The sequence below is a fragment of the Sulfuriferula sp. genome (assembly GCF_054605375.1).
The window spans coordinates 215,117-236,644 of sequence record NZ_JBTSEG010000001.1; the positions used below are offsets into that span (position 1 = coordinate 215,117).

The 21,528-nt window shown below is 57.1% G+C and carries 23 protein-coding genes; 17 read left to right on the plus strand and 6 right to left on the minus strand.

All coding sequences use genetic code 11. The features are described 5' to 3' along the window. The first annotated feature begins 17 nt into the window (after nt 1-17). The 11 genes from ACYCZJ_RS01115 (at nt 18) to ACYCZJ_RS01165 (ending at nt 11,200) form a co-directional block, all read left to right on the plus strand. A complete protein-coding gene (locus ACYCZJ_RS01115; RefSeq protein ID WP_461552377.1) occupies nt 18-1,808 on the plus strand; it encodes a secretin N-terminal domain-containing protein in 1,791 nt (596 codons plus the stop codon). Continuing rightward, nucleotides 1,805-2,956 carry a tetratricopeptide repeat protein gene (locus tag ACYCZJ_RS01120; RefSeq protein ID WP_461552378.1) on the plus strand — a complete coding sequence of 384 codons (1,152 nt, stop codon included), beginning with the start codon at nt 1,805-1,807 and terminating at the stop codon, nt 2,954-2,956. Before ACYCZJ_RS01115 ends, ACYCZJ_RS01120 begins: the two co-directional genes overlap by 4 nt. Nucleotides 2,957-2,958: 2 nt before the next feature. Further along, complete coding sequence (locus ACYCZJ_RS01125) at nt 2,959-4,674, plus strand: GspE/PulE family protein (RefSeq protein ID WP_461552379.1); 1,716 nt, start codon at nt 2,959-2,961, stop codon at nt 4,672-4,674. A 4-nt stretch (nt 4,675-4,678) separates the two neighbouring features. Then, nucleotides 4,679-5,884 (plus strand): type II secretion system F family protein, encoded by a 1,206-nt coding sequence (locus ACYCZJ_RS01130; RefSeq protein ID WP_461552380.1) that lies wholly within the window; start codon nt 4,679-4,681, stop codon nt 5,882-5,884. Next, nucleotides 5,881-7,419 carry a hypothetical protein gene (locus tag ACYCZJ_RS01135; protein ID WP_461552381.1) on the plus strand — a complete coding sequence of 513 codons (1,539 nt, stop codon included), beginning with the start codon at nt 5,881-5,883 and terminating at the stop codon, nt 7,417-7,419. The genes ACYCZJ_RS01130 and ACYCZJ_RS01135 overlap by 4 nt, the downstream gene beginning before the upstream one ends. Then, nucleotides 7,416-8,033, plus strand: coding sequence for a hypothetical protein (locus ACYCZJ_RS01140; protein WP_461552382.1), 618 nt, complete (start codon nt 7,416-7,418; stop codon nt 8,031-8,033). Before ACYCZJ_RS01135 ends, ACYCZJ_RS01140 begins: the two co-directional genes overlap by 4 nt. After that, complete coding sequence (locus ACYCZJ_RS01145) at nt 8,030-8,524, plus strand: hypothetical protein (RefSeq protein ID WP_461552383.1); 495 nt, start codon at nt 8,030-8,032, stop codon at nt 8,522-8,524. The genes ACYCZJ_RS01140 and ACYCZJ_RS01145 overlap by 4 nt, the downstream gene beginning before the upstream one ends. A gap of 2 nt (nt 8,525-8,526) precedes the next feature. Further along, nucleotides 8,527-9,546 carry a hypothetical protein gene (locus tag ACYCZJ_RS01150; protein WP_461552384.1) on the plus strand — a complete coding sequence of 340 codons (1,020 nt, stop codon included), beginning with the start codon at nt 8,527-8,529 and terminating at the stop codon, nt 9,544-9,546. Then, a complete protein-coding gene (locus tag ACYCZJ_RS01155) occupies nt 9,540-10,295 on the plus strand; it encodes a type II secretion system protein (protein WP_461552385.1) in 756 nt (251 codons plus the stop codon). The genes ACYCZJ_RS01150 and ACYCZJ_RS01155 overlap by 7 nt, the downstream gene beginning before the upstream one ends. 294 nt (nt 10,296-10,589) lie before the next feature. Further along, complete coding sequence (locus tag ACYCZJ_RS01160) at nt 10,590-10,916, plus strand: type II toxin-antitoxin system RelE/ParE family toxin (protein ID WP_461552386.1); 327 nt, start codon at nt 10,590-10,592, stop codon at nt 10,914-10,916. After that, a complete protein-coding gene (locus ACYCZJ_RS01165; RefSeq protein WP_461552387.1) occupies nt 10,913-11,200 on the plus strand; it encodes a helix-turn-helix domain-containing protein in 288 nt (95 codons plus the stop codon). The genes ACYCZJ_RS01160 and ACYCZJ_RS01165 overlap by 4 nt, the downstream gene beginning before the upstream one ends. A 71-nt stretch (nt 11,201-11,271) precedes the next feature. Here the strand turns inward: ACYCZJ_RS01165 and ACYCZJ_RS01170 are convergent, their stop codons facing one another. The 5 genes from ACYCZJ_RS01170 to ACYCZJ_RS01190 form a co-directional block, all read right to left on the minus strand. Beyond that, entirely contained in the window at nt 11,272-11,802 is a 531-nt protein-coding gene (locus ACYCZJ_RS01170) for an REP-associated tyrosine transposase (protein WP_461552388.1), read from the minus strand. Between the two features lie 70 nt (nt 11,803-11,872). Further along, a complete protein-coding gene (locus ACYCZJ_RS01175) occupies nt 11,873-13,570 on the minus strand; it encodes a sensor histidine kinase (protein WP_461552389.1) in 1,698 nt (565 codons plus the stop codon). A 298-nt stretch (nt 13,571-13,868) separates the two neighbouring features. Then, complete coding sequence (locus ACYCZJ_RS01180; RefSeq protein WP_461552390.1) at nt 13,869-14,078, minus strand: type II toxin-antitoxin system HicB family antitoxin; 210 nt, start codon at nt 14,076-14,078, stop codon at nt 13,869-13,871. 124 nt (nt 14,079-14,202) lie between these two features. After that, the gene (locus tag ACYCZJ_RS01185; RefSeq protein WP_461552391.1) at nt 14,203-14,448 is read right to left on the minus strand and encodes a type II toxin-antitoxin system HicA family toxin; all 246 of its coding nucleotides are present in this window, start codon (nt 14,446-14,448) and stop codon (nt 14,203-14,205) included. After that, on the minus strand, nt 14,424-14,954 hold the full coding sequence (locus ACYCZJ_RS01190) for an REP-associated tyrosine transposase (RefSeq protein WP_461552392.1): 531 nt from the start codon (nt 14,952-14,954) through the stop codon (nt 14,424-14,426). The genes ACYCZJ_RS01185 and ACYCZJ_RS01190 overlap by 25 nt, the downstream gene beginning before the upstream one ends. Nucleotides 14,955-15,238: 284 nt before the next feature. On the opposite strand from ACYCZJ_RS01190, the gene ACYCZJ_RS01195 reads away from it, so the two are divergent. Next, nucleotides 15,239-15,898, plus strand: a complete 660-nt coding sequence (locus tag ACYCZJ_RS01195) for a prepilin-type N-terminal cleavage/methylation domain-containing protein (protein WP_461552471.1) — start codon at nt 15,239-15,241, stop codon at nt 15,896-15,898. A 138-nt stretch (nt 15,899-16,036) separates the two neighbouring features. Here the strand turns inward: ACYCZJ_RS01195 and ACYCZJ_RS01200 are convergent, their stop codons facing one another. Beyond that, a complete protein-coding gene (locus ACYCZJ_RS01200) occupies nt 16,037-18,010 on the minus strand; it encodes a monovalent cation:proton antiporter-2 (CPA2) family protein (RefSeq protein WP_461552393.1) in 1,974 nt (657 codons plus the stop codon). A gap of 101 nt (nt 18,011-18,111) precedes the next feature. Here ACYCZJ_RS01200 and ACYCZJ_RS01205 point away from each other — a divergent pair, with 101 nt between their 5' ends. Genes ACYCZJ_RS01205 through lptB form a run of 5 tightly spaced genes read left to right on the plus strand, consistent with a single transcriptional unit; the run spans nt 18,112 to nt 21,526 of the window. Next, nucleotides 18,112-19,107, plus strand: a complete 996-nt coding sequence (locus tag ACYCZJ_RS01205) for a KpsF/GutQ family sugar-phosphate isomerase (protein ID WP_461552394.1) — start codon at nt 18,112-18,114, stop codon at nt 19,105-19,107. Then, nucleotides 19,107-19,646 (plus strand): KdsC family phosphatase, encoded by a 540-nt coding sequence (locus ACYCZJ_RS01210; protein WP_461552395.1) that lies wholly within the window; start codon nt 19,107-19,109, stop codon nt 19,644-19,646. The genes ACYCZJ_RS01205 and ACYCZJ_RS01210 overlap by 1 nt, the downstream gene beginning before the upstream one ends. Next, the gene (gene lptC, locus ACYCZJ_RS01215; protein WP_461552396.1) at nt 19,643-20,215 is read left to right on the plus strand and encodes an LPS export ABC transporter periplasmic protein LptC; all 573 of its coding nucleotides are present in this window, start codon (nt 19,643-19,645) and stop codon (nt 20,213-20,215) included. The genes ACYCZJ_RS01210 and lptC overlap by 4 nt, the downstream gene beginning before the upstream one ends. After that, a complete protein-coding gene (gene lptA, locus ACYCZJ_RS01220; protein WP_461552397.1) occupies nt 20,184-20,807 on the plus strand; it encodes a lipopolysaccharide transport periplasmic protein LptA in 624 nt (207 codons plus the stop codon). Before lptC ends, lptA begins: the two co-directional genes overlap by 32 nt. Continuing rightward, a complete protein-coding gene (lptB, locus tag ACYCZJ_RS01225) occupies nt 20,804-21,526 on the plus strand; it encodes an LPS export ABC transporter ATP-binding protein (protein WP_461552398.1) in 723 nt (240 codons plus the stop codon). The genes lptA and lptB overlap by 4 nt, the downstream gene beginning before the upstream one ends. The last annotated feature ends 2 nt before the right edge of the window (nt 21,527-21,528 follow it).

A 21,528-nucleotide genomic window follows, 5' to 3' on the forward strand; every position in this document is an offset into this window, starting at 1 on the left:
AAGGTTCAGTAAAGATAATGAGTATTGCAGTATGGAAGTGGTTACCCATCTTGGTCGCTCCCATGCTGGCCGGTTGTGTGCCTCAGGCCGTGATTCAGCCTTCACAAGGGCATATCCAGCGATCAGCGCAACCTGCGATCAAGCAAGCCGACATCCCGCCGCTGGTCAAGACTGTTCCCTACCTGCCATCACCCAAGGCCGAGATACACGAACCAACCTACACGATCGTGGTAGACAACGTGCCGGTCAAAGACCTGCTGTTTTCACTGGCGCGCGATACCAAAAAGAATATCGATATCGGCACCGGCATCACCGGCAACGTCACGCTGAACGCCGTGAACGAACCGTTGCCCGCCATCCTCGAACGCATTGCCCGGCAGACCAACATCCGCTACCGGATGGAAGGCAACACCCTGTCCATCATGCCGGATACGCCGTATCTGAAAACCTACAAGGTCAATTACGTCAATCTGTCGCGCAACACCACCTCCAGCATCGGCGTGGCGGCACAGATTGCCAGCACCGGGGGCGGTGCAGTCGGATCGGACACGAGCGGTAATAGTCAGAACGGCAACAGTTCATCCACGACGGTAGACAGCAAATCGAATAACAATTTTTGGGATGTGCTGACGGAAAATTTGCGAGCCATTCTGACGTCCACCCGCGCCTCCACCCAGCGCGCTGAAGACAAAGCCGCTTACCTCGATGCCGAACGCAATGCCCGCGCTGACCGGCTGGAACAAGCCCAGGCCGTAGCGCGGGCCGGGGCAGCAGCCCCCACGCTTTACAAGGAAGTATTTCACAACAATCCTTCAGCGCTGCTGCAGGACAGCAAAAACGATGTGATCGTCAACCCGGTCGCCGGTACGGTCAGTATCCTGGGCAACGAGCGCCAGCAGCAGGCAGTCAGGCAATATCTCGATAGGGTAAGCCAGTCTGCGCAGCGCCAGGTATTGATTGAAGCCACCATTGTCGAGGTCAATCTCAATGATCAGTATCATGCGGGAATCGACTGGTCTCAAATAGCCAATGCCGGCAACGGGCTTTTTGTAACAACCCCGGCCAGTGCCAACAATCTGGCCGGCACGCTCCAGCCATTCATCAATATTGGTTATAAAGGCCCAAACATAACCGGTGCCATCAACCTGCTGGAATCTTTCGGCAATGTGCGGGTACTATCCAGCCCCAAACTGATGGCGCTGAACAATCAGACTGCGCTACTTAAAGTGGTGGATAACCTGGTCTATTTCAGCGTACAGGCCCAGCAAGGCACCTTGTCTTCAACCGGCACACCGCTGCAGCCCACCACTTTCACCACCACCGCCAAAACCGTACCGGTGGGATTGGTGATGAGCCTGACCCCGCAGATTTCGGAGAACGGCATGGTCACGCTGGATGTGCGGCCTACCATCTCGCGTAAAATCGGCGATGTGAGCGATCCCAATCCCGGTTTGCCTGCTGCCATACCAAACAAAATTCCGGTGATCCAGGTGCGCGAAATGGAATCGGTGTTGCAGGTCGGCAGCGGCCAGACCGTGATCCTCGGCGGTCTGATGCAGGATGACAGCGATCGCGCCCGCGACGGCATTCCGGTATTGTCGCGTCCGGAAGGCATCGGCGCCTTGTTCGGCCAGCAGGAACGCAATGTCCGGCAAACCGAACTGGTGATTTTTCTGCGCCCCACGGTCATTACCAATCCTTCGCTGGATAGCGACGAACTCAAATTCTATAAACGCTACCTGCCTACGGCCAATTCCATTCCTGAACAATGGCATAACGGTATCGACGCCGCTGGAGATCCCCGGTGAGCCTGCTGCTCAAAGCCTTGAAACAAGCTGGCGACAAATCGGCTGGCGGGGGACGCAATCCATCCGCCACCCTGGCTGATTCACTGTCGCTCGAACCCATCATGGGTCCCGCATCAGACGGTACCCCCTATTCCAATAGAGACGGGGCCGCACCCGCCCATATCAGGGCAGCACGAGCGAGCTGGTACACACCCTGGCTGTCGGGTCAGCGCTCCATCGTGCCGGTCCTGGCCGTGATGGCGGCCTTGTTCATGCTGATTTACGGGGCATTCGTCTATTGGCAAATCCGTACACCTCCCCAGCCAGTAATGCCGGTGATACACCCTGCGGCATCTATTGCCATGCCACCGGCTATCGCGCCAGCACCGGGTCAGGCACCCAGTCCTGCCATGCCTGAAATCAAACCCGGCCTACCGGCGGCACCCGTAGCAGTGCCGCCCCAGACCGGCAAAGCCAAGCTGATACCCAGATGGGGAAGCGGCGAGGTAATACGCGACACCGTACCCGCAGAAAATAAAACCTCCACTCCCCCAACCCGAACTCCGTATAAGATGCAGCCGTTGGTAGCCCAGACCACACACATCAACCCTCAACTGCAAGCCGCCTATCAGGCATATCAGGCCGGTAACACGCGCGAAGCACTCAGCCTGTATCAGCAGATACCTGACGGCGCGCGTAATGTGGATGTGCAACTCGGTCTGGCCGCCATTGCCTTGCGCAACAACAATACCCCTGCGGCAGCCCACCATTATCAGCGCGTACTGGAGCTTGACCCGCGCAATGTGACGGCAAACAGCGCCTTGATCAACATGATGGGCGATGCCGATCCGACTGCTGCGGAGCAACGTCTGCAATCCCTGCTTGCCGCCCAGCCCTCTGCGCAATTGTATTTTTCGCTGGGTAATCTTTATGCCGGACAGACGCGCTGGCCCGAAGCCGAGCAAGCCTATTTCGACGCCTATCAAAAGAACCCTGCCAATGCCGATTACGCCTACAACCTGGCAGTGAGTCTGGAACACATCAATCAGAGCAAACCCGCGCTCAATTATTATCAAAAGGCGCGTAACCTGATGCAGCCTGGCAATGTCCAATTCGACCCTGCGCGCCTTGATGCGCGCATCAACCAACTCAAAGTGCGGCAGGAATAAGTTTGGCGGAAGCTCGCAAAACTCTGCGTCTGGGTGAAATGCTGGTGCAGCAAGGGCTGATCACCCTGGATCAGCTGCGTATCGCACTCAAGGAACAGCAACACACCAATCTCCCGCTCGGACGCCTATTGGTCAAGCTTGGCTTTATCACCGAGGCAGTGATACGGGATCAGCTCGCCCACACCATCGGCCAGACCAGCCTCGACCTCGCCAATGTGGTGGCCGACCCGGAAGCGCTCAAACTGATCTCGGAAGATTTTGCGCGTCGCCATCACCTGCTGCCGATCGCTTTTGATGGCCAGCGGCAGGTGCTGGTGGTAGCCATTACCGACATGTTCAACGTGGTGGCCCTGGATCACCTGCGCGCACTATTGGGCGCCGGTGTCGAGATAGATACAGTCCTGTCTGGCGAAGCGCAATTACTGGAAGCGATCGATAATTTCTACGGCTTCGAGCTGTCGGTGGACGGCATCCTGCGTGAAATCGAAACCGGCGAGGTTGACTACCAGAGTCTCGCCATGGATACCGAGGAATATACCCAGCCGGTGGTGCGGCTGGTCGGCTCGCTCTTGGTCGATGCGGTCAAACGCGGCGCATCGGATATCCATTTCGAGCCGGAACAGGCATTCCTGCGCATTCGCTATCGTATCGACGGCGTGCTGGAACAGGTGCGTTCACTGCACAAGAGTTACTGGCCCGGCATCGCGGTACGCCTCAAGGTCATCTCGGGCATGAATATCGCCGAAAATCGCGCCCCCCAGGATGGCCGCCTGTCGCTCACCCTGCATGGCCGGCCGATTGATTTCCGGGTTTCCAGCCAGCCCACCATCCACGGCGAGAACATTGTGCTGCGGGTACTGGACCGGGAAAAATCCATTATCCCGCTGGCCAACATGGATCTGCCAGCCGACACCTACACTGCGTTACAGGCCATGATGGCGCGGCCGGAAGGCATTCTCATCATCACCGGCCCGACCGGCTCGGGCAAGACCACGACCCTGTATTCGCTGCTCACTCACCGCAATGACGAGACGGTCAACATCATGACCCTGGAAGACCCGGTGGAATACCCGGTCACGATGATGCGCCAGACTTCAGTCAATGAAACGCTCAAACTGGATTTTGCCAACGGCATTCGCTCCATCATGCGGCAGGACCCGGACATTATCCTGGTCGGCGAGATCCGCGATCGCGACACTGCCGAGATGGCATTCCGTGCCGCCATGACCGGCCATCAGGTATTCACCACCCTGCATACCAACTCCGCCCTTGGAGCATTTCCACGCCTGCTGGACATCGGTATCGTGCCCGACATCATGGCCGGCAATATCATCGGCGTAGTGGCACAGCGTCTGGTGCGCATGCTGTGTCCGCACTGCCGTGCCGCGTACACGCCAGATTCAGACGAACAAAAACTGCTGGGCTGGCGTGCGGCTGATCACCCGCAGATTTATCGTGCTGCTGGATGTCCGGCATGCAATGGCAAAGGCTATCGCGGGCGCATGGCATTAATGGAATTGCTGCGCATGGATAGCGAACTGGACGACCTGGTGGGGCGCCGTGCCAGTCACCGCGAAATCCACAACGCAGCCGTGGAACGCGGCTATCGCAGCCTGGCTGTAGACGGTATCAATCGCGTGCTGGAAGGAAAAACCAGTCTGGCCGAAGTAGCGCGCGTGGTTGATTTGACCCAACGCATACCGACTCAAAAGCCGTAACCCCATGCCCTATTTCAGTTACCGCGCTATTGACCAGACAGGCCGCAGCAGCCGCGGCAGCCTGTCTGCGGCCAACGAAGTCGATCTGGAATTGCGCTTGCGCCGCATGGGCCTGGATCTGGTCACCTTGCGCCAGATGGATAGCCGGGCCAGCAGCTTTGCCAGAGGCGCTGCCAGCCGGCGCGATCTGATCACCTTCTGCTTCCATCTCGAACAGATCAGCCGCGCCGGCATTCCCATCCTGGATGGCGTGCGCGACTTGCGCGACAGTATGGATAACCCGCGATTCCGCGACATTCTCACCGCGCTGCTGGAAGATATGGAAGGCGGCAAGATGATGTCGCAGGCGCTGGCTGCACACCCGGCGGTATTCGATACGGTTATCGTCAACCTGGTCAAGGCTGGCGAGCAAACCGGCCTGATGCGCGAAGTATTTGAAAACCTCGGCAGCAGCCTCAAGCGCCAGGATGAACTCGCGGCGCAAACCAAGCGCCTGCTGATTTATCCCGCCATCGTACTGAGCATGGTGGGCATTATCATCATTCTGCTGTTGTTGTTTCTGGTGCCGCAGATTGCGGGACTGATCAAGAACATGGGTGTCCCTCTGCCCATCCAGACCCGCGTCCTGCTCTGGATTTCCGAAGCCATGCGTGCCTGGTGGCCGCTATTCCTGATCCTGCCCGCGGCGATCGGCACTGTGCTGGTCGTCACCCTGCGTGCCAGCGAGCGTGCCCGGTTCATCGCTGACGATGTCAAACTGCGCCTGCCCGTCATTGGCCCCATCCTGCAAAAAATCGCGCTGGCACGCTTCAGTAATTTCTTCGCGCTGATGTACCGTTCCGGCATTACCATTCTCGATGCCTTGCGTGCCGGCGAGGATATCGCCGCAAATCGCGTCATCGCCGATGCGATCCGCCGCGCCTCGGCGCGTATCGGAAATGGTGAGGGGTTGACGGAAAGTTTTCAGAGCCTCAGCGTATTCCCGCCGCTGGTAATCCGCATGCTGCGCGTCGGCGAAACAACGGGTGCGCTGGATACGGCACTGGAAAACGTCAGTTATTTTTATACCCGCGAGGTTTCCGACTCCATAGAAAAATCCCTGAAAATACTGGAACCGGCATTAACCGTGATCCTCGGTCTGGTCATGGCGATCATTGTAGGGTCGGTGCTGCTGCCCATGTACGATGTGATCGGTAACTTCAAGCTATGATATTCACCTCGCAACTGCTGGTTTATGTGTGCGCATGGAGCATTACGGTAGCGAGTCGTCGTGCCGGAAAACTGCGCCTGCTAGGGCAATTCAATGCCGACGACAGCGGTCGGCGCGCCTTTGCAGCCACGCTGCAAATGTATAAAGGCAGCCCTGTGTCGGTCATGGTGGATAGCGTGGACGAAGACTATCGTCTGGAAACCCTGCCCCATGTCATCGGCAGCGCGCGTCGTGAAATGCTGGAACGCCGCCTGCGCCAGGTCTCCCGCAATGCGCTGTTTAGCGCAGCCTGGCCACAGGGCCGGGAGAACAGTGACCGCCGCGATGATCGCTACCTGTTCATCAGCCTGAACAATCACGATGCCGCACGCTCATGGCTGGATCTGCTGCACCAGCATGGCGCGCACCTGGCGGAACTCACTGTGGTGCCCGCTGTCACCCATGTTTTATTGCAACGCCTGAATCCTGCCGAACCGCTTGTCATGATCGTATCCGGGCATAGCGGCGGCTTGCGCCTGTCTTACTTCGAGCGTGGCAACCTGCGCTTTTCACGGCTCACCGCGCCGGAAAGCATGGCGGATGGTCATGCACCCGACATCGCCAGCGAAATCAACAAAACCGATCTTTATCTCAACAGCCAGCGGTTGATGCCGCGCGATGCGCAGCTGGCGGTCTATGTACTCGACCCGGATAATCATTACGCGGCGTTATGCCGTGAAATCAATACCGACAACAAGAATCTCGTCTGCCAGGCAGTTGGTTCAGCCGCATTGGCAAAGTTGGCCGGCGTGGATGAAGCGCTGTTGCAACATAACGCCGATACAAGTTATCTGGCAATGCTGGGGCGCGGCCGTGCCGCAGTCAATCTGGCCCCGCCGGCTTACACGCGCGGCTACGCGCAGCTGCTGTTACGGCACAACCTCTACACCGGGGCATTTGTCGTGCTGCTTACGGCACTCGTTGTCAGCGGCTATCTTTTCATGCGCCAGCATGACCTTGAACAGCAGCGTCTCGCCACTCAGGACCGCATTCTGCAGCAAGCCGGGCTGTATCGCGCGGTGCAGCAGGCGCTGCCGCGCACACCCACCTCACCGCATAACCTGCAACGCGTTGTCGAGACTGCCCGTGCATTGTATGGCGCACCACAGCCCATGAACGATTTCAACCGTATCAGCCAAGCCCTGGAAGCCTCCCCTGACATCGCGGTACTGCGTTTGCACTGGATCGATCATGACAGTGCCGACACTGCCACAGCCACCCTTTCCATCCCGGGGAAAAATACAGGGCCTGTGTCACGCGCCATCTATTTTGAAGGCGAGGTTTCCTCCTTCCAGGGCGACTATAAATCGGCATTGGGGCGCATTGATCATTTTATTGCGGCCTTGCGCAGCGAGCCGGCTGTCACGGACGTGCAGACGCTGGCATTGCCGATCAATACCGATCCGGCCGCCACGCTGAATGAAACCCGGCTCAATAGCGCCAAAGCACCTGGCGCCCGCTTCAAGCTCAAAATACTGATGAAGGCCGCGCGATGAAAAACCGGCTGGAAAATCTCAAGGCTGCCCGCCTGGCATTATTCACTTTGTTGACAGCCATCGTGCTGGGTTTGCTGCTGGTACGCTTCGCACTACAGGCACAGGAGGGTGCCCACCAACGTCTGGGGCATTTGCAAATAGCACTCAATGAAGCCCGGCATAAATTATCCCAGACCGGCAACGAGAAAGATCTGGTGCAACAATATCTGGCGGCCTATCACACCCTGCAGCAGCGCGGTTTTATCGGCCCGGATCAGCGGCTGGCGTGGCGTGATGCACTGGTCGATGGCGGGCGTCGTCTTGCCATCCGCGAGATGAAATTCAGCATCGACCCGCAGCAGCCCTATAGCGGGGTTGAGCCGGTTGATGTAGGCAGGATGGCATTACATGAGGCAAGCGTCAGTTTCAGCGGGCGGTTATTCGACGCGAATGATCTCGCGCAACTGATCGGCATGCTGGCTGACCAACCCAATGGCATTTTCGGTGTACGTGACTGTGAACTGAAGCGCGACAGCATTCAATTCCCCAGCCCGCCCGAAGCGCAATTGCAAACACAATGCCGCTTTGTCTGGTACACATTGAACCCGGCCGGGGATAGCGGGAGCGTGCCATGAAATACGCACTGCTCAGCCTGCTGCTATTTAGCATGATCTGTCCGGCATACGCTGCCAGCCTGTCTGGACGCCTGTTTTACACGCCAGCTCAACGCGCAGAAATGGAAGCCGCGCGCAATCATGCCACGCTCCCCGCTGCAGATACCGTCCCAGGCCCGCAGGATACCGTTTACAACGGTTACATAAGACGCAGCGACGGCCGCACCACGCTATGGATCAACGGCCAGCCACGGCGCCTGCAACAGACACCCGCCACACCGGGCAAGCTTAAACTCCCCGCCACACCGGCGCTCAAACCGGGCCAGGAATTCAATACGCAATATGGCCGCGTACTCGAATCCTATGAGCGCCCGGCGCCCGCAGCCCCTGCTGCCACGCCCTCAATGCCCGCGCGCAAGCTGCAACGCACCCTGCCCCAACCGGATGATGCTGACACACCCTTTGACGCACCACGCAGCGATTCATCCGCGCCGTCCGCCGGCGAGCACTAACCATGCGTCGCGCCCCGCCATCCCTACCCAGTCATCAACGCGGCGCGTTGCTGATCCTGCTGGTGATTGCGCTGGGCATCCTCGCTGCGACCGTGTTCGTCAGCATGCTGTCGAGTTCGGGAATTCAGAACCAGCAGAATAAGACAACAGCGGCAGCGTTGGCAGAAGCGAAGACGGCGATACTAGGGTTCGCACTGGCAAATCAGGATACGCCCGGAGGGCTTCCCTATCCTGATCGAAAGGATGACCCTGGACATTACGATGGCAATGGCGACTGTGTTACAAACAATTTCAACAGCAGCCAACTTTTGGGGAAATTTCCAATTTTGGTTGAAGATGGCTGCGGGGCATCCATCCCGGCATTCGAAACAGATCCACGTGATGCTACAGGTGAACGTGTCTGGTATGCAGTGTCACAGAATCTAGTGAAACGGGCAGGTGGCAACTTCCTAACGATTAACACCTCAACCTTGGCAACGCCGCCACCCACCCCGAACACATGGCTCACTGTGCATGACCAGAATGGAAACATCTTATCAAATCAGGTGGCGTTCATCATCATGGCTCCGGGCGCTGCACTGGCAACTCAAAATCGTTCTGGCGCCACACCCACAGCTCAAAACTTCCTGGATAGCTACACGGTAAATGGCATTACATATAAAAACTGGGACAGCGATTTGGATTTTATTTCAGCGCCAGCGACCAATAACAACGTGAATCAATTTAATGACCGGCTGCTTTATGTCACGTCATCCGAACTTGCCAACAGGCTGGCTGATCGTGTTGCAGGCGAGATACGCCGACGCTTACCTCATCCATTTCCAGCAACATCGGCATTTGACACATCATCCTACCCAAACTGGTATACAAAGAATTGGAGTGGTATTACGCACTACACTTACACACCGCCACCCGTAGACTCTGCCACGATCAGTTTTGACAACTGTTTAAGCCTGTTTACTTTTACCTGGAATACGACAACAGGCTCCACCGACATGACAAGGAGCCCAAAACAATGTTAGCCCTATACGGCTTAAACAATTTTGATGACTCTGTTCAATCCTTGTTAAAAAATCATAACAAGGGCTTTACTCTGATCGAAATGGCCATCGTGCTGATTATTATCACGCTGGTAGTTGGTAGCGCGCTGGCGCCACTCGGTGCCCAGATCGAACAGCGTCAACGTGCAGAAACCCAGCGCACGCTGGATGAAATCAAGGAAGCATTAATCGGCTATACGTTGGCTAACGGTGTGTTGCCCTGCCCTTCTGATAAAGACGCAATCACCGGAAATCCAAACGGCAAAGCAATCAACAACTGCACGACCAACGTCATCGCAACGGGTTATATCCCTTGGGACACGTTAGGTGTCAATAATCATGATGCCTGGGGAAATCTGATCCGATATGCCGTCGATACTAAATTTACCACTACATTTACACTGCAAACAACAGGCTCTATCACCATTAAAACTCACAACGCCGACGGGTCAACACCCGCGATCAGTTCAAATATTCCGGCAGTGGTGTTGTCACTGGGCAAAAATGGCTACGGCGCAATGAGTGCGGATTACATTGCCCAAAGCAGCGTGCCGGCCAGCAATCTGGATGAAAAACAGAATATAACCTCCGGCTCTCTCAGCTACTTCAGCCACACCCCAGCGCCAGCTGGCACAGCCACAACAGTCGGCGGCGAGTTCGATGACATGGTCGTCTGGATTTCTCCCAATATCCTATACAACCGCATGGTCGCTGCCGGCAAGTTGCCATAGGTTTTACTGCGGCGGATTGCCCAGCGCGTAGCGCGTAGGGCGCAATAACCAACGGGCATTGCGCCGCATATCTGCGGATAAACGCCTTCCGCCACCAGCCGGTGAAACGTCGAGCAAGGCCAATCCCCCACACGTTTGACCAGACCGTGTTTCAGCGGATTGATATGCACATAATCCATGCGCACCTGAAAAACATGTGGCGCAATGCCCGTTGGTTATTGCGCCCTACCGGGCTGAATGTAGGCTTCACCACGCAGCCATTGCGCAACATATCCAAACAGATATAATTACCTCATGAAACCCGTGCAATTCCTCGGTGACTCACTTAAAAGTCTGCGCGATTTCCCGGGCGACGCCAGGCAGGATGCAGGGCGTCAATTGGACAAGGTACAGCGCGGCAAGCAACCCGACGACTTCAAGGCTATGCCGTCAATTGGCAAAGGGGTCGAAGAAATACGAATATGGGATGACGCAGGCACGTTCCGGGTAATTTATACGGCGCGTCTGACCGATGCGGTATACGTTCTTCATGCTTTTCAAAAGAAGACGCAAGCCACATCGAAACGAGATATCGACACCGCGAAGGTGCGCTTCGCCCAACTGATGAGAGGTGACAAATGAGCAAGCCCAAGACCGAAAGCTACGCCAGCGTGTGGGATGCGATTGCCGATACGCCCGAGGAAGCGGCGAACTTGCGGGTTCGCTCCGAACTGATGGACAAGATCACCGCGCTCATTGAAGAAAACGGCTGGACGCAGGTTGAGGCGGCGAAACGCTGCGGTGTGACTCAGCCGCGCATCAGCGATTTGCTGCGCGGCCGTATTTCGCGTTTCTCGCTCGATGCGCTGGTGAACATCGCTACCGCACTCGGCTGCCATGTGCATGTCGAGCTTGAGGCTGCTTGAGCTTCTCGTAACGCGTAGGGCGCAATAACCGAGGGGCATTGCGCCGTATGTCAATCGGCGTCCCGCATGAGTCAATCAACATATCCCACGCCATCCTCATCTCCACCCGCCCAATCCTGCGGGTAAACGCCTTCCACCACCAACCGGTGAAACGTCGAATAAGGCCAATTCGTCACGCGTTTGACCAAACCATGTTTCAGCGGATTGATATGCACATAGTCCATGTGCGCTCGAAAGTCCGCCTCGTCCCGGATCAGGTGTTCCCAATAGCGCCGCTGCCAGATGCCCCGCTCACCGCGTACGGCGCGCACCTTCGATAATCTCTCGGTACGGGGAAGCGCCTTGGAAAACCCCATCTTGATCAAGCGCCACCGCGTCGCGAAATCCGCATCCTGCGGCGGCAGTTCAATCACGCAATGCAAGTGATCGGGCAACACCACCCAGCCGTGAATCAGGAACGGGTGACGTTTTCGTACCGAACGCACCACTTCGCGCAGCACATCGACATGCTGGGTCAGCAAGTCATTGCCGTGCCGTTGCAGCAGATTGACGGTGAAGAAATAAGTGCCGCCCGGATACCAGGCGCGACGATAATCAGGCATGTCGGCAGTATCGCGGGGTGAGGCATTCGGCGCAATGCCCTTCGGTTATTGCGCCCTACCGGGCTAGGTTTCACTGCGGCTGATTGCTCAACGCAAAGCAGACTGCACCGTCACGATTACTCGCCAGCCGCAGCTTGTAACCAAGTTGCGCTGCCTGCTTACCTGCCTGATACAGGCCGATCCCCAAACCATGCGCCGAACCTACCGGGGCATCGAACAGATGAGCCGCCACTGTTTCGGACGCCGCCGCCCCGGTATCGCATACGCTCAGGGTGACCCGCTCCGTGCACTCCAGCCGCACACTGATACCGACCGACTTATCTTCCTGACGCTTGCGCAAGGCATTTCCCAGCAAATTGTCGAGTACGCTGTCGAATAAATCCTGTGGCAGAGAGCTCCCTTGCGCAGCAGGCTGCATGGAAAATTCAATGCTGTCGCGCGCGTAGTGCTGTAGCACGCGCTCCCACCACAGAGATGCTTCGATCATGCTGTCGGCGCTCTGTTGCGGGGCTTTGAGTTTGTCCAGGGTGCCTTGCAGGCGCTGGGTCATTTGCGGTAGCTGGCGTTGCATCAATGCCTGCAATGCTTCCGCTTGCTCCGGATCGCTGTTCTGGGCGGCAGCCACCAGCGTCTTCATGGATTGCAGCAGATTCTTGACATCATGCGTGAGGCGCGCGCCGGTCTCATAAATCGCCTGTGTGTAGGCGTTGTGCTGCAATTTCTGCTCGCGCAATTTGGCCTGATAGAAATAACCGAGCAACTGCGACAGCAGACTGGCATGAATTTGCAACGCGGGCGAAATCGGCCGCTGGGTGTACCAGCGGAGTTCCAGTCCGTGGTAAGTGAAGTTGAGCACATGCGCTGTCTGCGTACCAAAATTGCTGCTGCTCCTGGCAGTGGCCCAGCTTCCCCCTGCCAGCCAGGGCAGATCGTCGAGACTGGCCACCGCAGCGCGGATAAATGCCTCGGGGTCGTGCTGATATTCTGCCTGCCGCGCGAGGTGCTGTATCCATTGTTCGAACGGCAGCCCGACCGATAACAGGTATCGTGATAGCAACTGGCTCAGCCCGCCAAACCCGGCGCGCGGATTCCACAGCCAGCTCAGCACCACCAGCAGCATGGCCATTGCAATCAGCATCTCGGCCAGCGCGATCAGATAATCGGTTTGCGTCACCGCAACCACCGCAAAGCTGCCCAGCACCAACACCAGCACCATCAGGAACAGCATCAAGCCGTAGAATAAATCCACCACGCTGATCTGTTGCACCTGTCGCGCACCGGGGCGAATCAGCATGATCGCCAGCGGCAACGGAATCAGCCCGTAACGCACGACAACCGCCACTGCCGAGTGCAACTGATTGGTGCTGAATACGTGCGGCATGACCCAGGCCAGCAACAGGGCGAGCAGGTAGGCCAGCGCCAGCAGATAAACCAGGCGCTGGGGGCGCGACTCAACGCTGGTGGCATTGGAACCCACCAGGCCGATCAATACCGCCACCCACAACGCCAGTACCCACCAGCTCCAGAACACCAGCAGCATCGCCGCAGCAAAAATCAGCGCGGCAATACGCGGATCCAGCTTCTTATCCCCGCCGACCAGGGGTTGCCAAAGCAGGAACAAACCGTAATGCGCAAGCAAAAAAGGGCGGGTCCAGTAGGCGTCGTTACCGAACACCACAGAAAAATGCAGCATCAGCAACATCAACCCAAGCCAGAGGTTGGGATGGATGTCGGGCAGCTGAGTGGCGAGGCGGAAACGTGTCGACATGGGCTTTGCGGATTGTTCGCTCAATTTAGGGACACCATACACGATTGCATGAATTCCGTTGTTCCATTGTTCAAATTAACCGGGTTGAGGCTATAAGTCGCGGGGAGATAGCCCGGTATGCTTTGCGATGCGAGCCAACATCCCGGGGCCAATCTCTCTCTTCACCATCGTGAAAGGCAAACACATAGTCGGGGAATCCGGGACTGCTGAGCGTTCTGTGAGAACCGGACTGGCGTTTGATTTCCCAGCCGAGCCGGGGCAGAGAGAACTCGCCTTGCTTTGACCGATGACCATTGGCTCATGCGGCAACAGGGATGGAAATATTAATTGCGATCACCCGGCTTTCGCCATGCTCAAGACGCTCGGCGATAACGCGAAGTGCGAGCGCCTCGGCCCTGGACATGGCTTCCTGAGCGTTAGCACCATAAGCCAGGACGCCTGGCAGCTCGGGCACCTCAGCCAGCCAGCGTCCGTCATCTTCCTGTTCGTGCACGATAGTGAAATTCATGATCTTGCTTCCGGCGTTTTTGCTCAAGGCGATATTCTACGCCCGGGTGATTAAACCCCCAACGTAGCGGTAACCGGCCGCCGGAAGGAAGCTGCAAGCGAATCTTGCATGGCCGTAGGGTGAGCTATCTGTGCTTGAGAAACTCATCAAGCGCGAGCCCGATGTCTTTGGCGATTTGACGGAGCAGGATTGGGGAAATGTCTCGACCTTGATGAAACGGAACCGTTGTGCAGTAGCCTGCGGAATCGCGGAATTGTTTGTATGATCCGCATTGGCGGACTTCGGTGAAACCGAGTTTGATGAGCGCGTAGGGCGCAATAACCGAAGGGCATTGCGCCGCATGAGTCAATCCACATAACCCACGCCCCATTCATTCCCACCCGCCCAGTCTCGCGGATAAACATCTTCCGCCACCAACCGGTGAAACGTCGAGTAAGGCCAATCCGCCACGCGTTTGACCAGGCCGTGTTTCAGCGGATTGATATGCACATAATCCATGTGTGCCCGAAAGTCCGCCTCGTCCCGGATCAGGTGTTCCCAATAACGCCGCTGCCAGATACCCCGCTCACCGCGTGCGGCGCGCACTTTCGATAGTCTCTCGGTGCGGGGAAGCGCTTTGGAAAACCCCATCTTGATCAAGCGCCACCGCATCGCGAAATCCGCATCCTGCGGCGGCAGTTCAATCACGCAATGCAAGTGATCGGGCAACACCACCCAGCCGTGAATCCGGAACGGATGACGTTTTCGTACCGAACGCACCACTTCGCGCAGCACATCGACATGCTGGGTTAGCAAGTCATTAGCGTGCCGTTGCAGCAGATTGACGGTGAAAAAATAGGTGCCGCCCGGATGCCAGGCGCGACGATAATCAGGCATGCCGGCAGTATCGCGGGGTGAGACATGCGGCGTAATGCCCTTCGGTTATTGCGCCCTACCGGACTGGGGAATGGGCAGGATACGTTAGATTTTTGACAATTTTTCGCCATCCCTGTCGAGAACTCGGCAATCGCACCCATCCATACGGTGCCACTCTTAAAAATACAAATAAATTCTCCTTAAAAACAGCCAGTTAAAAACATAATAACAACCGAAATATGGCGTGATTCTTGCGGGAAAATTACCACCCATTCATATAGCCGGGATATATACCAATGAAAAACATGCAAAAACAAAATGGCTTCACCCTGATCGAAATCGCCATTGTGCTGGTGATTATCGGCCTTCTTCTGGGGGGGGTGTTGAAAGGGCAAGAGTTGATCAACAGCGCCAGGGTGAAGAACCTCGCCACCGACTTCAGGAACATCCCGGTGTACATCTATGGCTATCAGGACAAATTCAGGGCGCTGCCAGGGGATGATGCGAATGCGGCCAGTCATGTGGGTGGAACTGTTTCATCATCCGGTAAAACAGGCAATGGTGTAATTGATGGTAAATGGGATTCCACAGCCGCAACCGATGAAACCCAGTTGTTTTGGCAACATGTTCGTCTTGCTGGCTTAGCTGCGGGAGTAACGAATGCCACTGATTATTTGCCAACCAATTCTGTGGGAGGAGTGATCGGCATTACTAACGGTGGTGTCGATAACCCTGATCCGGCGGCCGCAGCCACTAGAATATCTGGTACTTACATCATTTGCTCTGCTGGCATCTTGGGAAAATATGCCAAGCAACTGGATATCCAGATGGACAACGGTGATCCTGTCTCTGGATCAATGAGGGCATACAATACTGCCGGAAGGCCATCCACGCTTAGCGCGCCAACTTTGGTGTCCGGTGCGCTGGATGACGCCACTTCATATACCGTCTGCATGGGTATCTAACAAAACTCCGGCGTGACTCAAGCCCGCTTTAGCGGGCTTTTTTTATTGCAGCCCCTCGTAGAAGTGCGCATAAATTGTAGCCCTCCGACACATTCCTCCATGTTCCCCGTGGCTAAATGCTTTTCCAGATTTACTTGGTCATCCCTGCAACAACCGTATCTCCGCCGCCGCCAGATTCTCAGGTATCCCGCGCAACACCAGCACATCCCCGGCCAGTACCTGCGTTTCCGGCTCAGGATCGAGTCCCCGAATATTGCGGCGGCGTATGGCAATGACTTCTATGCCCAGTTCCAACACGCCAGTTTCAGCCAGTGTTTTGCCCGCTGCTGCCGCCGCCTGTCCGGTGATCAGGACCGATAAAAGGCGCGGCTGGGCCGTGTCCGACAACTCGATCTCTTCGTCGGTCGCACCACGGAAAAAGCCGCGCAGCAAGCCATAGCGCTGCTCACGTACACCGCGCAATTTTTTCAGTACGCGGGTAAGCGGCACGCCAAGCAACAGCAGGGCATGGGAAGCCAGCATCAGCGAACCTTCCAGCACCTCCGGCACCACTTCTGCCGCTCCCGCCTGTTTCAGCGTGCTCAGATCGGTGTCATCCACAGTACGCACGATCACCGGCAAGTCGGGGCGGAGTTCCTGCACCACCGCCAGTATTTTCATGGCGGCGGGCAGGCTGGCGAAGGTGATCACCATCGCCCGCGCTCGATTCAACCCGACGGCCTTGAGCACTTCGCGCCGTGATGCATCACCGAATACCACATTCTCCCCCGCTGCTGCTGCCGCTTTGACCAGCGTGGTATCGACATCCAGCGCAATGAAAGGAATGGCTTCGGACTCCAGCAAACGTGCCAGATTTTGCCCGCTGCGGCCATAACCGCAAATAATCAGGTGCGCGTTGGCTGCAAAGCTTTTCACCGCGATTGCGTGCAGTTCCCGGGCACGCCCTGCCCACTCGCCGCCACACAGCCGCCGGGTAATCGCATCCGTATACTGAATGACTATCGGCGCGATCATCATCGACAGCACCACAGCGGCCAGCACGATTTGCAGTGCGGCGCCCTGAATCAGATGCAGACTCCCCGCTTGCGCCAGCAACACAAATCCGAATTCGCCCCCTTGCGCGAGACCCAGCGCGGTGCGCATGGCCACTGGCGAGTCGTTGCCAAACAGGCGTCCCAGCACCCAAACCAGCGCCGCCTTGAACAGTACCAACGCGGCCAGCACCAGCACCACCCATCCCATATATGTCCATACCACATGCAGATCGAGCAACATGCCGATGGTGACGAAAAACAGCCCGAGCAGCACATCGCGGAACGGCTTGATGTCGTCTTCCACCTGGTAGCGGAACTCGGTCTCGGAAATCAGCATGCCGGCCAGAAAAGCGCCCAGCGCCAGCGACAATCCGGCCTGGTCGGTGAGATAGGCCAGCCCGAGGGTGATGAGCAGCACGTTGAGCATGAACAGCTCGGAAGATTTGTGACCGGCCACCATGCTGAACCACGGGCGCATCAATTTTTGCCCGACGAACAGCAGCACGAACAATACCGCCGCCGCCTTGGCACTCGCCCAGCCCAAATCCACCCACAGATTTTCGCTGCCTGCCGCCAAAGTGGGAGTCAAAATCAGCAATGGCACCACGGCCAAATCCTGGAACAGCAGCACGGCAATCATCTGACGGCCATGCTGGGATTGCAGCTCCAGCCGCTCCGCCAGCATCTTGCTGACGATGGCCGTGGACGACATCGCCAATGCCCCGCCCAGCGCCAAGCCTGCCGCCCAGGGCAACCCGACGCTCCACGCCACACCCATCACCAGCAGGATTGAGACAATGACCTGGGCACCGCCAAATCCGAATACCGTCGTCTGGATGGCTTTCAGTTTGGGTAAACTGAACTCCAGACCAATGCTGAACATCATGAATACCACGCCGAATTCGGCCAGATGGCGCGTGTTCTCGCTATCGGGGATCCAGCCAAAAGCATGCGGACTCACCAGGATGCCGACCAGCAGATAGCCGAGCATGGAAGGTAAACGCAATGCGCGAAACAACGCCGAAACAATCACGGCGGCCGCCAGAAGAATGAGGACAAAACCCAGGGTAGTATGCATATAGCCTCAAGATTAGGGGCTACGCGCAACTACCGCAATAGCCGGGGCGTCTTGTATACTCCACCAGTATCCGAAACACAGCCCGAAATATGATAACCACCATGCCCGATACCTCTCCACCCGCATTTGACCATGACGCTGCCTTGATGCTGGCGCGCCGCGTTCTCAACATTGAGGCCGACGCCGTTGAGGCCCTGAGCAACCGCCTGGACGGCAGCTTTACCGCTGCCATGACGCTGATCCTGGCGTGCAAGGGACGTGTGGTGGTCAGCGGCATGGGCAAGTCCGGCCACGTCGGCAATAAAATTGCCGCTACGCTGGCCAGTACGGGCACCCCGGCGTTTTTTGTACATCCGGGCGAAGCCAGCCATGGTGATCTGGGCATGATTACCGCTGAGGATGTGTGCATTGCCTTGTCCAATTCCGGCGAAAGCGCCGAACTCACGGCCATCGTCCCGCTGATCAAGCGGCGCGGCGCGCGTCTGATTTCCATGACCGGCAATCCCAATTCCACCCTGGCGCGCGAAGCCGATGTGCACCTCGACGCCAGCGTGGCACAGGAGGCCTGCCCGCTCAACCTCGCCCCGACGGCCAGCACTACCGCCGCTTTGGCGCTGGGCGACGCACTGGCAGTCGCTTTGCTGGAAGCGCGCGGATTCAGCGCCGACGACTTTGCACGTACCCATCCAGGCGGTTCGCTGGGACGCAAATTACTGGTGCATGTGCGCGATGTGATGCACGCGGGTGACGCGCTGCCTCACGTGAGGGCCAACGCCTTGCTGCCCGAGGCACTGCTGGAAATGACCCACAAGGGACTGGGCATGACCGCTGTGGAAGATGACCACGGCCGGTTGATCGGTATCCTGACCGACGGCGATCTGCGCCGCGTGCTGGAAAAATCCATCGACATCCGCATCACCCCCATCCATCAGGTAATGTCTGCCAATCCGCGCAGTATCGGTGCCGATGCGCTGGCGATCGCCGCTGTGGAAAAAATGCAGAGCCACAACATCAACGGCATGCTGGTGGTGGACGAGGATAACCGGCTGGTCGGCGCGCTCAACATGCTGGACCTGTTGCGCGCAGGGGTCGTCTGATGCAAAAACACACAATGGATATCGCACACCAGCGCGCTCAGGCAATCAAGCTGGTCATCTTCGACGTAGACGGCGTAATGACCGATGGCAGCCTTTTTCTTGACGATGAGGGGCATGAATACAAGGCTTTCAATGCGCTGGACGGCCACGGCCTGAAAATGCTCAAAAGCACCGGGGTGGATACTGCCATCATCACCGGGCGCAGTTCGCAAGTGGTGACCCACCGTGCGCACAACCTGGGCATCGCTCATGTTTACCAGGGCGTGGACAACAAACTGGAGGCCTACCTGCATCTGCTGGAGAAATTGGGCCTGTCGGCAGCACAAACCGCCTATATGGGTGATGATGTCATCGATCTGCCGGTGCTGATCCGCTGCGGCCTGGCCATCTCGGTGCCGGCAGCGCCTGCCGTGGTCAAACAGCACGCGCACTTCACGACAACGCTGGGTGGCGGTTGCGGCGCGGTGCGCGAAGCCTGCGAATTTATCATGCAGGCGCAAGACACTTACGCACAAGTCATTGCGCATTATCTGGAATGAATTACCGTGCCGCGTTCTGGTTCCCTATTGGCCTGCTTGTCACGCTTGCAGGTCTCTCACTGTGGCTGCAATATGCTGTGCAAGCACCTCATAACGGAGGCACGTACAATCGCAAACATATTGCCGACTATATCGTGGAGAATTTCCATGCCACACGCACGGACGTCTCCGGCCAGCCGGAAAATACGCTCATTGCACGCAAGGCCGAACATTTTCTCGACAATGACACGACACAACTTGAATTACCCGACTTTACCGCCTTCGACAAGCAAAACGGCGCCGTGAATATCAAATCAGCGCATGGGTCCGTGTCCAGCAAAGGCGACATCATCATCTTTACCGGCAATGTGGTGCTGGTGCGCGATCTGCATGATGCGCAAGGCCCGCTGACCTTGACGACGCAGTACCTCAAGGCCATTCCGAAGCAGCACCTGATGCTTACCGATCGTCCTGTCCGGGTGCAGGGGAAAAAAATCGACATTCACGCTGGCGCCCTGCAATTGAATAGCCAGACCCGTGAATTGCTACTTACTCATCATGTCAAAGCTCACTATGAACCCATTCATTAAATTCTTGTTCGCAGCTGCGTCGCTGCTCTTTACCCTGTTACTGACAAGCGCGCCCGTCCTGGCTGAAAAAGCCGACCGCAGCAAACCCGTCAATATCGAAGCGGATAGCGTCACCGTGGACGATCTGCGCAAAGTCAGCGTATATCTGGGTAATGTCGTATTGGTGCAAGGCACCATGGTTCTGCACGCCGACAAAATCGTCGTGCATCAGGATGCGGAAGGCTTCAACAGCGCGACCGCCTATGGCAACCCGGTCACCTTTCGCCAGAAACGCGATGGTACGGATGAATATATCCAGGGCTTTGCCGATCGCATGCAATACGACGGCAAACCCGGGACGCTGCAGCTGTATGACAACGCTCATCTCAAGCGCGGTGCAGACGAGTTGCGCGGCAGCTACATTTCCTACAATGCCAATACCGAATTTTTCGAGGTCAAGAGCGGCACGGACAGCGCGGGCGCACCGTCCGGACGCAAAGGCAGGGTAAGCGCCATCATCCAGCCGAAACCTGCCAAACCGGGCCAGGCCGAACCTGCTACCACAGCCCCGCTGCCATCCCAACCGACTAAGGGCATACAGAAAAACCCATGAGCGAACTCAAGGCAGAACACCTCAGAAAGAGCTATCAATCGCGCATGGTCGTCAAGGATGTATCACTGGAAGTGCGCAGCGGTGAAGTTGTCGGCCTGCTCGGCCCCAATGGCGCCGGCAAGACCACCTGTTTTTACATGATCGTCGGCCTGGTGCGGCTGGATGCCGGGCATATCAGCCTGGATGGCAACAATCTGGGAATCATGCCTATCCACCGTCGCGCAGCACTGGGATTAAGCTATCTGCCGCAGGAAGCCTCCATTTTCCGCAAGCTCACCGTGGCAGAAAACATCCGTGCCATTCTTGAACTCAAGGATTATTCCGGCACCGAAATCGACATTCACCTCGACAATCTGCTCGAAGACCTGCACGTTGGCCATCTGCGTGATGCACCCGCCATCAGCTTGTCCGGCGGAGAACGGCGGCGCGTGGAAATCGCCCGTGCCCTGGCGATGAATCCGCGCTTCATCCTGCTCGATGAGCCTTTCGCGGGGATTGATCCGATTGCCGTGCTGGATATCCAGAAACTGATCCGTTTCCTGACCGAACGCGATATCGGCGTGCTGATCACCGATCACAACGTGCGCGAAACGCTGGGTATCTGCGACCGTGCCTACATTATCAACGAAGGGACCGTGATGGCTGCTGGCAAGCCCGATGAAATCATTTACAATGAAAATGTAAGAAAGGTTTATCTGGGCGAGCATTTCCGCCTGTGATT